This is a genomic window from Thermoactinospora rubra, assembly GCF_002093975.1.
Classification (GTDB): domain Bacteria; phylum Actinomycetota; class Actinomycetes; order Streptosporangiales; family Streptosporangiaceae; genus Nonomuraea; species Nonomuraea rubra_A.
Genome location: NZ_MSZZ01000011.1, coordinates 76,669 through 89,778 on the forward strand (window position 1 = coordinate 76,669; position 13,110 = coordinate 89,778).

Consider the following 13,110-nt stretch of genomic DNA (forward strand, 5'->3'; position numbering starts at 1 on the left):
AGAAAGGCACACGAGACATGACCCTCTCCTCGCTCGCCCACGCCCCGCGGGAAGTCCCGGCCCCCTCCAAGGTCGTCAGCTCCTACACCGAGTGGGACCCCCTGGAGGAGGTGGTGGTCGGCCGGCTGGCCGGCGGCGTCTTCCCCACCTGGCAGGAGTCCATGCGGGGGACCATGCCGCCCGCCTCGTGGCGGATCTTCCAGGAGCAGGGCGGCCGGCCGTTCCCGCAGGACCTCGTCGACGCCGCAGAGGAGGAGCTCGACGGCCTGGCCAGGACACTGGAGGCCGAGGGCGTCAAGGTGGTGCGGCCCGAGCCCGCCGACCACGCCCGCGAGTTCGCCACGCCCCACTGGAAGAGCGCCGGCGGGCTGTATTCGGCCATGCCGCGCGACCACCTCATGGTCGTCGGGGACACCATCGTCGAGGCCCCGATGTCGTGGCGGTGCCGCTACTTCGAGGGCGAGGCGTTCCGGCCGCTCATCAAGTCCTACTTCCGGCAGGGCGCCCGCTGGCTCCAGGCGCCGCGCCCGCAGCTGACCGACGAGCTGTTCGCGACCGGCCACGACGAGGGCGACACGGGCGGCTGGATGGTCACCGAGTTCGAGCCGGTCTTCGACGCCGCGGACTTCATGCGCTTCGGCCGCGACATCGTGGTCCAGCAGAGCCACGTCACCAACGACTTCGGCATCCAGTGGCTGCGGCGGGCCCTCGGCGACGGCTTCCGCGTCCACACCATCGAGGTGAACGACCCGCACGCCATGCACATCGACGCCACCATCCTCCCGCTCGCCCCCGGCAAGCTGCTGGTCAACCCCGAGCGCTACGTGCCCAATGACCTGTTCCGCGACTGGGAGATCCGCAAGGCCCCGCCGCCCACCCTGCCGGAGAGCTGGCCCATGTACTTCTGCAGCCCGTGGGTCAGCATGAACATGCTCTCCCTGGACGAGCGGACCGTCGTCGTCGAACGCCAGGAGGAGCCCATGATCGAGCTGCTCACCGACTGGGGCTTCCGCTGCATCCCCGTGGACTTCCGCCACGTGTACACCTTCGGCGGGTCCTTCCACTGCGTGACCGTGGACGTGCGCCGGCGCGGCGGCGACGGCCGGTACCTGAACCTGGACTGAGCTGGAGCGCTGAAGACGGGATGAAGACGGTACGGATCACCGGCCCGCGCCGGTGCGAGCTGGCCGAAAAGCCGGACCCGGTCATCCGGCGGGACTACGTCCTGCTCAAGGTCGAGGTGGCGCCGATGTGCAACGAGTACCTCGCCTACCGGGACCAGGTCTACCTGGAGCGCAACCGCCCCGACTCGCTGGGGCACGAGATGGCGGGCGTGGTGGTGGACGCGCCCGAGGGCGCCTCTGTGCGGCCGGGCGACCGGGTCGTGGCCCTGTGCGGCTACCCGTGCGGCCGGTGCGAGCTGTGCCGCCGCGGCTACTACTCGCACTGCGCCCGCACCGAGGACCCGCTCGAGGTGTGCAAGAGCGAGTCCGGCGAGTGCGGCTTCGCCCAGTACGCCGTCAAGCCCCACTGGCTGTGCGTGAAGGTGCCCGACGGGATGCCGCTGGAGCACGCCGCCATGGCCTGCTGCGGGCTGGGTCCCACCTTCGGCGTGATGCAGCGCATGGGCGTGGAGGCCTTCCACACCGTGCTGATCACCGGGCTCGGCGCGGTCGGGCTGGGCGGCGTGGTCAACGCCCGCTTCCGCGGCGCCACCGTGATCGGGGTGGCGCGCACGCCGTACCGGGCCCGGCTGGCCCGCGAGCTGGGCTGCGACGTGGTCCTGGACCCGCGCGAGGGGAACGTGCGCGAGCGGATCATGGCGCTCACCGGCGGCGGCGTGGACTTCGCCATCGACTGCTCAGGCCAGCCGGACTACCAGCGCCTGTGCCTCGACGTCGTCGGGCGCCTGGGCGCCGTCGGCTTCCTGGCCGAGCCGGGCGAGCTCACGGTCCACGTGAACGACGATCTGGTGCAGAAGGGGGTGACGCTGATGGGCAGCCTGGACGTCAACCTCAACGACGCCTCCAGGCTGCTCCACATGATCGGCCGGATCCCCGACCAGATCGACCGGTTCGTCACCCACCGCTTCCCGCTCGGCCGGATCGCGGAGGCCTTCGAGCTGCAGAGCCGGTACGAGTGCGGCAAGGTCGTGCTGTACCCGTGGCGCTGAGACCCGTGCGGATGAGACCCCTGGAGACGAGCCATGAGCCTGGGCGCCCACCTGCTCGGGCTGGCGGCGCGCCACTCGCCGCTGGTCCGCGACACCCTGCGCCGCCACGCCGACGCCCCTCTCTCCGACCTGCTGGCCCGGCTGCGGCCCCGGCCAGCGGACCCGTGGCAGGACAGGGAGGACCTCTGGCGGGCCGTCGCGGACCAGACGGCGCTGTGGTACGGCCCGGCGGTGGCCCGCGAGGTCGTCGCCGACCTGCGGGAGCACCCGATCGTGCCGACGTCCAACCACTTCGGCGTGGACACCTTCGCCGACTCGGTCCAGGGGACGCTGCTGTTCGCCCTGCGGCCCGGCGCCCCCCGCAACGTCGTGGTGCTGGGCTTCGGCTCGGTCAGCATGAACAACCTGACCTACCCCATGGGGCTGCGGCTGTACGATCCGCGGCACGGTGACGCGGGCGCCGTGCCGCAGCGGCTGCCCGTCATGCCCAACCGCGACAAGCACCGCACCGTGCTCACGGCCCAGCCGTTCGACCTGGAGATGGTCACCCGGGCCCGGGCCCGGCTCGGGCGGATGCGGCGGGCCGGGGAGGTGACGGCGTTCTGCGAGCGCAGCGCCGCCGAGATCCTCGACGCCGAGTACGCCTCGGCACGGACCCTCTCGCTGCCGGCCCACGCCCTGCAGGCCATCCGCGTCAACGCCGGCCTGTGGCGGCGCATGTTCCGCGGCGCCCCGCCGGCCCGGCTCGTGCAGCTGGCGATCGAGCCGATCTGCGCGGCCCTGCTGGACCGGGACCTGCGGGATCCCGGCAGCCTGGTCCACCAGCTGTTCTTCGTCCCCCGGGTGCGCGAGGCGCTGCTGGACGGCCTCGACGGCGCGCCGGCCTGCTGGTCGCGCGAGCCGTCCCGCGGCACGGTCTTCTTCTGGGGCCTGAGTACGGCGGGCCGCCGCGTCCCGCTGCGGCTGGACGGCGAGCTCCTCACCGGCGTGGACGAGCGCGGGCGGCGCCTGACCTGGAAGTTCCACCCCGACGAGCTGGTCCCGGCGCTGCGGGAGCAACGGCTGCTGCCGTCGCTGTTCACGTGCTTCGCCGTCCTGGCCTTCGCCAGGGGGCTGGGCTGCGTCGGCGGCTACTACCAGGTCGGGTACCTGCCCGCCATGCAACGCGGCATCGTCGCGGCGCTCGGCGTCGGCGAGGAGTTCCGCGACGTGGCCGACCGGGTCGCCCAGGTGCCCACCGGCCTGCACCTGGCGGGCGTCCAGGGGATCGCCAGGGCGCTGCCGGACGGCTCCCTCATCCCCGCCGGGCCGGTGGAGATCGCGGGAGCGGGCGGGCTGTCGGCCGCCGACCTGGACGCGCTCGGCTCGGTCCCGGTGCGCGAGGCCCACCTGGCGGCCTTCCCCGAGCTGCTGGACCACCTCGTGCCCGCCGCGGACCTGCCGGGCGGGTGGGCGCGCGCCCTCGCGGCGGAGAACGGCACGGCCTGCCGGGGGGTCGTCCGGTTCGAGGCGTGAACCGGGCGCGAGGGCGTCAGGACGCCCTGCGCGCGGGCACGCCCACCGACAGCAGCTCGCGGTACAGCTCCTGCAGCTCCGGCGAGGGGGCCAGCCCCAGCTCCTCATCCAGCCTGCGGCGCAGGGCGTGGTAGACCTCCAGCGCCTCGCCGCGCCGGTGGGAGCGGCCCAGAGCGGTGATGAGCTGCCCGTGGAACCACTCGTTGAAGGGGTAGACGGCGACCAGGAGCCGCAGCTCGGCGATGAGGTCGCGGTGCCGGCCCAGCGCCAGGTCCGCCTGGATGCGCAGCTCCAGGGCACGCACCCGCTCCTCCTCCAGCGCCACCGCGTGGCCCTGCAGCACCGGCCCGGGGATCACGTCGGCCAGCGCCGGCCCGCTCCACAGGTCCAGCGCCTCGCGGAGCACGGCGGCCGCCCGCGCGGCGTCGCCGTCCTCCAGCAGCCGCCTGCCGCGCCGGGCCAGCCGCTCGAAGACGAAGGCGTCGACGTCGGCCTGGCCGGCCCGCAGCAGGTAGCCCGGCGGCCTGGTCTGGATCGGCTCCTCGCCGCGGCGGCACAGCCCGTCGCGTTCCATCAGCTTGCGCAGCTGGTACACGTAGGTGTGCAGGGTGGTCTGCGCGCTCTTGGGCGGGTCGTCGCCCCACAGCTCCTGGACCAGCAGGTCGGTGGGCACGATCTGGTTCGCCCGCAGCACCAGCAGGGCCAGCACCTGCCGCAGCTTGTGCGGGGTCGGCGTGCAGGACCGGCCGTCGTGGGCGATCTCCAAAGGGCCGAGGACCTTGAACGTCGCCATGGTGACCTCCATGCCACACTCAGCGGGACTGCGCGGCCGGGTCGGCCGTCACGAGCCCGGCCAGCTCGCGGTCGGTGAGGACGTGCGTCGAGGCGCGGGCGGCGGCGAGGACGCGCTCGACGACCGGCGGGTCGGCGGGCAGGCCGTGGCGGCGCAGCCAGCTCAGGACGTTCCACCGCCCGCTCGCCGGGCCCACGCCGATCTGCTGGCCGCGGCCGAAGTCCGAGGCGGGGACGCCGGAGTAGACCAGGTCCGCCAGGCGCGTGTCGCCGGCGAGCTCGGCCTTGGCCACGGCGGCGGCGTGCACGCCGGTGGCGGTGCGGAAGGCGTCCCGGCCGACCACCGGATAGTCGGGGGGTATGGCCCGGCCGCAGGCCGCCGCGGCGGTGGCGCAGTACTCCCCCAGCGCCGCCAGGTCGCGGCCGTCGCCCAGCAGCCTGAGGTTGACCAGCAGCTGGTCCATCGCGACGTTGCCGCACCGCTCCCCGATGCCGAGCGCCGTCCCGTGCACCCGCGACGCCCCGGCCTCGATCGCCGCCAGCGCGTTGGCCAGGGCCAGGCCGCGGTCGTCGTGGCCGTGCCAGTCGATCGGCACGTGCGCGAACCCGGCCGCGTCGAGCACCTCCCGGCGCACGTGGCGGACGAGCGCCGCCGCGCCGTACGGGATGGCGTGGCCCACGGTGTCGCACAGGCAGATGCGGGTGGCGCCCTCCTCCAGGGCCGCGTGGCACAGCCGGCGCAGCCACTGCGGGCGGGCCCTGGTGCTGTCCTCGGTGACCAGGCAGACCGGCAGGCCCTCGGCGACGGCGAAGTGGACCGCCTGCCGTACGGCACGCTCGACCCGGGAGGGCGACCAGCCCTCCGCGCGCATGCGCAGCGGGCTGGAGCCGATGAAGGCCATGACCTCCACCGGCCGGCCCACGGCCTGGCTGATGTCGGCGATCGGGCGGATGTCGGCGACGACCGTCCTGGCGGCGCAGTGCAGGCGCAGCCGCGGGGCCGCCTCGCCCGCGAAGCGGGCCAGTTCGAGCGCGATGCGTTTGGCGACGGCGCCGGTGGCGGGCATGCCGATGCTCGCGGCGTCGACGCCGAGCCGGTCCATCAGCTCCAGCAGCCGCATGCGCTCGGCCAGCGTGGGCTGGCGCACCGAAGGGCTCTGCAGGCCGTCGCGCAGGGTCTCGTCGTTGAGCTCCACCCGCCACACCGGGGCGGAGGACCGGTCGGCCGGGGTGTTCCAGTCGTGAATCATGCCAGCCTGAGACTCAGCCATGCGGTGGCGCACCTTTCTCGGGCGGGATCAGCGAGTCGATCTGGACGGCTCGAAGCTAGCTCGCCCCGGCCTGGGCCAACAATGGGAACTCCCCCAAAGACCGCGCCGGCTCCACCGAAAGGTGTAATCCGGGTGGTGCATCTCGTCTCGCGCCCCCATAATCGCGCCATGCCCGGCGTTCTGGCGCTGTGCCTGCTGGAGGCGCGGCCGTCCGTGCTGGGCGTGTTCATGCTCAGGTTCGGCGCGGGAGCCGTGCTGGCCGGCGCCGGCGACCTCGGGGGCGTGCTCGCCGGCGGCCTGGCCTGGGCGTCGGCGGTGTTCTTCGCCTACCTGTTCAACGGGGTGACCGACGTCGCCGAGGACCGCGTGAACCACCCATCCAGGCCCATCGCCAGTGGCCGGCTGGCCCCCGCCACGGCGGCGCGGGTGGCCTTCGGCGCGGCGGCGTTGTCCGTCGCGGCGGGGCTGGCGGCCGGCCCGGCGGTCGCGGCCATGGTCGTGGCGCTGCTCCTTCTGGGGTACGCCTACTCGGCACCGCCCCTGCTCCTCAAGCGCCGCCCCCTGACCAGCGCCGCGACGGCGGTCACGGCCGGGCTGCTGAGCTACGCGGCCGGTTTCACGGCCGCCGGCGGCGGGCCCGCCGAGCTCGCCCGCTCCCCTGTCGTGGCCTTCGCCCTGGCCATGTCGCTGTGGATGGGGCTGGTGGGCGCCCCGGCCAAGGACCTGCCCGACGCCGAGGGCGACGCCGCGGCGGGCCGGCGGGGCATGGTCGCCAGGTACGGCGAGGCCGGCACCCGCATCGCCCTCATCGTGGCCGCCTGCGCGCTCGCCGTCTGCCTCGACGTGGTGAGCGCGCGCCTGCTGCCCCGGCTGGCGTGGAGCGCCCTCGCCCTGTCGGCGGGGGCCGTCTGGGTGGCGGTGCTGGCGGCGGCGAGCGGGCCGGGGAGCCGCCGGCCGTACCGCGGGTTCATGGCCACGCAGTACGCGGCGCATCTGACCCTTCTGTTGCCGCTTCCCGACAGCTTGGGTCATGATGTGTGACGTTCGGGCTGTCACCTCTACGGGGAGGGGCCCGCGTGGACGGGCACGTGTACGACCGCGACCAGCCGTCACGGTATGCCCTGGCCGATCACCTCGACGCCGAGCGTCCCGCCATCCTGGCCGCCTACCGGGCCCGGCTGGAGGCCATCCACAGCCCGCTGGTCGGCGATCCGCTGGCCTGGCCCCAGGTGCTCGCCCACGCCGACTCCACGATCACCGACGTCGTGCGCGGCGTGCGCGCGGGCCGTGCCGACATGGACGACGCCTACAAGCTGCTGGCCTGGGACATCGGCACCGACCGGGCGGCCAGGCGGTTACATCCGCAGGCGTCGCTGCGCGCGGCGACGGTGCTGGTCGAGGTGGTGATGGAGGCCGCCACCCGGCACGTGCGCGGCCGGGAGCCCGCGCCGGAGCTGCTCGGCCTGGTGGCCCTGGCGCTCAACGAAAGCGTCGTCATGCGCATCCACGAGGCGTCGCTCGCGCACTCCTCCCGGCTGCTGCACGAGATCAACGCCGCGCACATCGAGGAACGCCGGCGCATCGCCAGGGACCTGCACGACCGGGTCGGCACCGGGCTCGGCGTCGCCCACCAGCAGCTCGAACTGGTCGACCGGTACCGGTCCACCGACCCGGCCAAGGCGCTGCACCGGCTGGAGGTCGCCCACCAGGCCATCCAGGACACCATGGCGAGCCTGCGCTCGATCACCTCCGACCTGCGCATGGACGAGCCGGTGCACAGCCTGGAGCAGGCGCTCAGGACGTTCATGGACACGATCGCGCCCAAGGACACGCGGGTACGGCTGCGCGTCAACGGCGACGAGGCGTGGGCCTCCCCGGCGGTGCGGGACGAGGCGTTCCTGATCATCCGGGAGGCGGTGCGCAACGCCGTCACCCACGGCTCCCCCTCCATGCTGCTGGTCAGCGTGGACATCGCCCCGCACGAGCTGCACGCCACCGTGGAGGACGACGGGCGCGGGTTCGACCCCAGCCGGGTCCGCCACTCCTCGGGCGTGGGCCTGGCCTCCATGCGGGAGCGCGCCGAGCTGCTGGGCGGCCGGGTCACGGTGACGACGCAGGTCGACCGCGGCACCCACATGGAACTCGTCGTACCGCTGTCGGAGCGTCGTGATGGATGACCGCACCACCGTCCTCATCGTGGACGATCACGCCCTGTTCAGGGAGGGCCTGCAGGAGCTGCTGGAGGGCGACGGCGACATCGCGGTGGTGGGCCAGGCGGGCGACAGCGCCGCCGCCGTCGCGCTGGCCGAACGGCACAAGCCGCACGTCGTGCTGCTGGATGTGGAGATCCCGGGCGACGACGTCACCACCACGGTCAGCCGGATCCAGGCCGCCTCCCCGCGCTCCCAAGTGATCATCCTGAGCATGTACGACGGGCCGTACCTGGTGCAGCGCCTGCTGACCCAGAACATCCGCGGCTACCTGCTCAAGAGCGTACGGCGGGCGGAGCTCCTCGCGGCCGTCCACGCCGCGCGGGCCGACCACGACCGGGTGATCCTGGCGGTCTCGCGGGAGAGCCTGGCCCAGGTGCAGGGCGCCGCCGCGGCCCCGCTGTCGGCGCGCGAGCAGCAGGTGCTCGAGCTGGTGGCCGAGGCGCTGAGCAACGGGCAGATCGCCACCCGGCTGGGCCTCACCGAGGCCACCGTGAAGCGGCACCTGCGCAACGTCTTCGTCAAGCTGGGGGCCGTGTCGCGGGTGGACGCGGTGAACAAGGCGGTGGCGGCGAACCTCATCAAGCCGCCGTCCACCCACCCGTGAGGGGGCTCAGTCCCACGGGAACAGGCCGTCCAGGCCGGCCAGGTCGGCGTCGACGGCCGCCGCGGAGACGTTCATCTCCAGGTGGACCCGGCTGCGGGTGCTGGGGATCGGCACGACGTCCCCGCCCCGCGCCAGCAGCCACGCCAGGGCCAGGCGGCCCAGGCCCAGGTGGAGGCGGGCGGCCGTCTCCTCGGCCGGGCGCAGAGCCCGCAGGCCGCGCTCGATCGCGTACGGCTCGAAGCGGGGGTCGCCGTGCCGTACGTCGCCCTCGGCCAGCTGGGCGGCGGAGCGGATGGTCCCGGCGAGGAAGCCCCGCCCCAGCGGGCGGCAGGCCACCACGCCGATCCGGTGCTCCCGCGCGGCGGGCAGGCGGTCCAGCTCGGCCTGGCGCCGCCACAGCGAGTACTCGCACGCGATCACCGAGACCGGCTGCTCGGCGGCGGCGCGCCGGATCTGCTCGGCCGACGGCTCCGACAGCCCGATGTGCCGGACCTTCCCGGCCGCGACCAGGGCGGCGAGCTCGCCGACGCCCTCCTCGACCGGCCGCCGCCACGTGGCGCAGTCCAGGTAGTACACGTCGATGTGGTCCACGCCGAACCGGCGCAAGGCCGCGTCGCACGCCCCGGCCAGGCCCTGCCGCCGCCCGTCCGCGCGGGCCAGCGCCGCGAGCACGACCCGGTCGCGGCGCCCGGCGATGGCCCGGCCCACCAGCCGCTCGACCTCGCTGCCGGGGAAGCTGCCGGGAAACCGCGCGGTCGCGTCCAGCATGGTGACGCCGAGATCCAGGGCGTGGCGGATGACGCGGACGCTCTCCCGGGCGTCCGCGGGCCCGTAGGCGCCGGTGAACGCCGCCGTGCCCAGGCCGATGGCCGAGGAGACCAGGCCGTGGCGGCCCAGCGTCCTGGCGTCCATCGCCTAGGAGGCCGCCCGCGGCGGTGGGCCGAGTCCCGCCGCGCCGAGGTCGAGCAGGCGGTACGTCACGCCCCCACGATGGGCAGGCGGGATCGAGTCCCGGTGGATTTCCGCTGGTTTCCCGGAGCGCGCCGGAAGGGTGTCCGTCGATCGGTGGACACCGGTGTCCATCCGTCGCACGTGCCGCCGCCACCCGTCCTCCCGGCACCGTTGAGGCATGGAGATCGCAGTGAGCGTGCGCGGCCTGACCAAGCGCTACGGGCAGGTCGAGGCGGTGCGCGGCATCGACCTGGAGATCCGGGCCGGGGAGACCTTCGCCATCCTCGGCCCGAACGGAGCCGGCAAGTCCACCACGGTGGAGATCCTGGAGGGGCACCGCGGCAGGGACGGCGGCGAGGTGCGCGTGCTGGGCGTGGACCCGCGGCGGCCCACCCGGCGATGGCGGGCCAGGATCGGCATCGTCCCCCAGGAGGCCCAGGACGTGGCCGAGGTGACCGTGCGGGAGGCCGTCCGGCACTTCGCCGGGTTCTACCCCGATCCTCTCGACCCCGACGAGGTCATCGAGCAGGCCGGCCTGACCGAGAGCGCGGACCGGCGCGTCAGCCGGCTCTCGGGCGGCCAGCGGCGGCGGCTCGACGTCGCGCTCGCCGTGGTCGGCCGGCCCGAGCTGCTCTTCCTCGACGAGCCCACCACCGGGTTCGACCCCGAGGCGCGCCGCCGGTTCTGGGACCTCATCAAGCGGCTGCCCGGCACCAAGGTGCTGACCACCCACTACCTGGAGGAGGCCGAGGTCCTGGCCGACCGCGTCGCGGTGATCGCCAAAGGCCGGGTCGTGGGCGAGGGCGACCCGGCCACGCTGGGCGGCCGTGCCCAGGCCAAGACCCTCGTGAGGTGGGCGGACGGCGAGGTGCGCACCGACAGCCCCACCGCGACCGTGGCCGAGCTCACCGCCCGCTACGGCGGCGACATCCCGGGCCTGACCGTGACCCGCCCCACCCTGGAGGACACCTACCTGCGCCTGATCGAGGAGGCGGTATGACGACCGTCGCCGCGCCGATGCCGTCCACGCTGAGCATCGGCCTGTCCCGGGCCGCCTACGAGCTGAAGGTCTTCTTCCGCGAGAAGGACCAGGTCGTCTTCACCTTCGCCTTCCCCATCGTCTTCCTCGTGCTACTCGGCTCGATCTTCGCCGGGACCATGGAGGGCGTCAGCGTCTCCCAGCTCTACACGGCCGGGCTGATCGGCGCGGGCGTGCTGAGCGTGAGCATGCAGAACCTCGGCATCACCATCGCCATCGAACGGGAGCAGGGCATGCTCAAGCGCTTGTCCGGCACCCCGATGCCGCGGACCGCCTACTTCCTCGGCAAGATCCTCAGCGTCCTGGTCATCGGCGTCGTCGAGGTCGCGCTGCTGCTGGCGGTGGGCGTGACGATGTACGACCTGCGCCTGCCCTCCGACGCCGCCGGCTGGCTCACCTTCGCCTGGGTGTTCGTGCTCGGCCTGACGGCCGGATGCCTGCTCGGCATCGCCCTCAGCAGCCTGGCCAGGTCCGACAAGAGCGCCTCCGCGGTCATCACGCTGCCGTTCATCGTGCTGCAGTTCGTCTCGGGGGTCTACATCCCCTTCAACCAGCTGCCCGACTGGCTGGCCACGGTCGGCTACGTCTTCCCGCTGAGCTGGATGTGCCAGGGCTTCCGGTCGGTGTTCCTGGGCGAGGCGGGCGCGGTGCTGGAACGGTCCGGCGGCTACGAGCTGGACCGGGTGGCCCTCGTCCTGGGACTGTGGATCATCGGAGGATTGGTGCTGTGCCTGACGACGTTCCGCTGGAAGAGCCGGCGCGAGGGATGAGCCGGGCCGGGCGGCACGCCTGGGAGAAGCTGTGGGGCTGGGAGCTGCTGCTCCTCGTCACCGTGGTGGTCCCGGTCGTGTTCGCCCTGCTCGGCGACCTGCCCGCGCGAGAGAAGGCCATCGTGGCCTGCTGCCTGCTGGCGATCCTGCCGCTGTACGCCTTCATGGGCCGCCCGGCGATCGCCAGGGAGGACCGGCGCACGGGCCTGGTCTACCTGGCGCTGGTGACCGTCCTGTACACCGTCGGCGTCCTGCACTTCTCCGAGACCACGTTCACGCTGTTCGGGCTGTGCCCGCAGTGGTTCTTCGTCCTGCCGGCCCGGCGGGCGGTCTTCGGGGTGGTCGCGCTCAGCCTGCCTCCCGCACTCGTGGCCCTGTCGGAGGAGGAGCCGGTGGGCGCCTTCTTCGACGTGATCGTGATCCTCATCACGGCGGTGTTCTTCTCCACCGCCTTCGGCATCTGGGTGGAGCGCATCACCCAGCAGAGCCAGGAGCGGGCCGAGCTGATCGAGCAGCTGGAGGCGACCAGGGCGGAGCTGGCGCGGCTGTCGGCCGAGCGCGGCGCCCAGGAGGAGCGGGAACGGCTGGCCGGGGAGATCCACGACACGCTGGCCCAGGGGTTCTCCAGCATCATCATGCTCATCCAGGCCGCGCAGACCCAGGCCGATCCCTCGCGGCACCTGGCGCTGGCCGTCCAGACCGCCAAGGAGAACCTGGCCGAGGCGCGGGCGCTCATCTCGGCGCTGACGCCCGCGCCGCTGGAGTCCTCCTCGCTGGTGGAGGCGATGCGGCGGATCGCGGCCAGGACCGGCGAGGAACTGGGCGCGCACGTGGGCTTCGAGGTGCGCGGCGCCGCCCGGCCACTGCCGACCCGCGTCGACATCGCGCTCGTGCGCGCGCTCCAGGAGGGGCTGGCCAACGTGCGCAAGCACGCCGCCGCCCGCGAGGTGCGGGTCGTGCTGGAGTACGGCGAGCGCCTGGTCCGGCTGGAGGTCGGCGACGACGGCGCGGGGTTCGACCCCGGCGCGACCGAGGGGTTCGGCCTGCGCACCATGCAGAGCAGGGTCGCCCAGGCGGGAGGCACGCTCCAGGTGCGCAGCGCCGTGGGGGAAGGGACTACGGTGACGGTGGAGGTGCCCGCGTGATCCGCCTGCTGATCGTCGACGACCATCCCGTCGTGCGGGAGGGACTGCGCGGCATGCTGGAGGCCGACCCGGGCATCACCGTCGTGGGCGAGGCCGCCTCGGGCGGCGAGGCGGTCGTGCGCGCCCGCGACCTGCGGCCCGACGTGGTGCTCATGGACCTGCGGATGCCGGGCGGCGACGGGGTGAGCGCGACCGGCCGCATCCTGGCCGACCGGCCGCAGACGCGGGTGATCGTGCTGACCACCTACGAGACCGACCAGGACATCGTGCGCGCCGTCGAGGCGGGCGCGGCCGGTTACCTGCTGAAGGACACCAGCACGGCCGACCTGCTGGCCGCGGTCTCCGCGGCGGTGCGCGGCGAGACGGTGCTGTCGCCCTCGGTGGCGACCAGGCTCGTCAGCCGCATGCGCGCCCCGGCGGCCGAGTCGCTGACCCCGCGCGAGACGCAGGTGCTGGCGCTGGTGGCCAAGGGCATGAGCAACGGCGAGATCGGCAGGGCGCTGTTCATCAGCGAGACGACGGTCAAGACCCACCTGCTGCGGATCTTCGGCAAGCTCGGCGTCTCCGACCGCACGGCCGCCGTCACCACGGCCATGGACAGAGGGTTGCTCTAGTAAGCGTTGCCTTACGGCATTAT

Annotated in this window: 13 protein-coding genes; 10 read left to right on the forward strand and 3 right to left on the reverse strand. The window is 73.6% G+C overall.

What is annotated here, in order from left to right; translation table 11 throughout:
- Positions 1-17: 17 nt before the first annotated feature.
- Genes BSB02_RS20500 through BSB02_RS20510 form a run of 3 tightly spaced genes read left to right on the forward strand, consistent with a single transcriptional unit; the run spans position 18 to position 3,688 of the window.
- Entirely contained in the window at positions 18-1,124 is a 1,107-nt protein-coding gene (locus tag BSB02_RS20500) for an amidinotransferase (RefSeq protein ID WP_084960754.1), read from the forward strand.
- 20 nt (positions 1,125-1,144) lie between these two features.
- Complete coding sequence (locus BSB02_RS20505) at positions 1,145-2,173, forward strand: zinc-dependent alcohol dehydrogenase (RefSeq protein WP_084960756.1); 1,029 nt, start codon at positions 1,145-1,147, stop codon at positions 2,171-2,173.
- 33 nt (positions 2,174-2,206) lie between these two features.
- On the forward strand, positions 2,207-3,688 hold the full coding sequence (locus BSB02_RS20510; RefSeq protein WP_084960758.1) for a hypothetical protein: 1,482 nt from the start codon (positions 2,207-2,209) through the stop codon (positions 3,686-3,688).
- Positions 3,689-3,704: 16 nt separating this feature from the next.
- On the opposite strand, the gene BSB02_RS20515 is transcribed toward BSB02_RS20510, so the two are convergent.
- A complete protein-coding gene (locus BSB02_RS20515) occupies positions 3,705-4,481 on the reverse strand; it encodes an AfsR/SARP family transcriptional regulator (protein ID WP_084961150.1) in 777 nt (258 codons plus the stop codon).
- 19 nt (positions 4,482-4,500) lie between these two features.
- Complete coding sequence (locus BSB02_RS20520; RefSeq protein ID WP_084960760.1) at positions 4,501-5,751, reverse strand: LeuA family protein; 1,251 nt, start codon at positions 5,749-5,751, stop codon at positions 4,501-4,503.
- A 168-nt stretch (positions 5,752-5,919) separates the two neighbouring features.
- Between BSB02_RS20520 and BSB02_RS20525 the strand changes: the two genes are divergently transcribed.
- From BSB02_RS20525 to BSB02_RS20535, 3 genes are read left to right on the forward strand one after another with little or no spacing between them, the layout of a single operon-like run.
- Positions 5,920-6,792, forward strand: coding sequence for a UbiA family prenyltransferase (locus tag BSB02_RS20525; RefSeq protein WP_158088684.1), 873 nt, complete (start codon positions 5,920-5,922; stop codon positions 6,790-6,792).
- A gap of 35 nt (positions 6,793-6,827) precedes the next feature.
- Complete coding sequence (locus tag BSB02_RS20530; protein ID WP_084960764.1) at positions 6,828-7,928, forward strand: sensor histidine kinase; 1,101 nt, start codon at positions 6,828-6,830, stop codon at positions 7,926-7,928.
- Positions 7,921-8,568, forward strand: coding sequence for a response regulator (locus tag BSB02_RS20535; RefSeq protein ID WP_084960767.1), 648 nt, complete (start codon positions 7,921-7,923; stop codon positions 8,566-8,568). Before BSB02_RS20530 ends, BSB02_RS20535 begins: the two co-directional genes overlap by 8 nt.
- A 6-nt stretch (positions 8,569-8,574) precedes the next feature.
- Here the strand turns inward: BSB02_RS20535 and BSB02_RS20540 are convergent, their stop codons facing one another.
- Positions 8,575-9,480 (reverse strand): aldo/keto reductase, encoded by a 906-nt coding sequence (locus tag BSB02_RS20540; protein ID WP_084960769.1) that lies wholly within the window; start codon positions 9,478-9,480, stop codon positions 8,575-8,577.
- Between the two features lie 217 nt (positions 9,481-9,697).
- Here BSB02_RS20540 and BSB02_RS20545 point away from each other — a divergent pair, with 217 nt between their 5' ends.
- Genes BSB02_RS20545 through BSB02_RS20560 form a run of 4 tightly spaced genes read left to right on the forward strand, consistent with a single transcriptional unit; the run spans position 9,698 to position 13,087 of the window.
- Positions 9,698-10,519: an ABC transporter ATP-binding protein gene (locus BSB02_RS20545; protein ID WP_084960771.1), complete on the forward strand. Its 822-nt coding sequence runs from the start codon at positions 9,698-9,700 to the stop codon at positions 10,517-10,519.
- Positions 10,516-11,328, forward strand: coding sequence for an ABC transporter permease (locus BSB02_RS20550; protein WP_084960773.1), 813 nt, complete (start codon positions 10,516-10,518; stop codon positions 11,326-11,328). Before BSB02_RS20545 ends, BSB02_RS20550 begins: the two co-directional genes overlap by 4 nt.
- Positions 11,286-12,473, forward strand: a complete 1,188-nt coding sequence (locus BSB02_RS20555; RefSeq protein ID WP_143590936.1) for a sensor histidine kinase — start codon at positions 11,286-11,288, stop codon at positions 12,471-12,473. The genes BSB02_RS20550 and BSB02_RS20555 overlap by 43 nt, the downstream gene beginning before the upstream one ends.
- Positions 12,470-13,087 (forward strand): response regulator, encoded by a 618-nt coding sequence (locus tag BSB02_RS20560; protein WP_084960776.1) that lies wholly within the window; start codon positions 12,470-12,472, stop codon positions 13,085-13,087. The genes BSB02_RS20555 and BSB02_RS20560 overlap by 4 nt, the downstream gene beginning before the upstream one ends.
- Positions 13,088-13,110 lie beyond the last annotated feature (23 nt).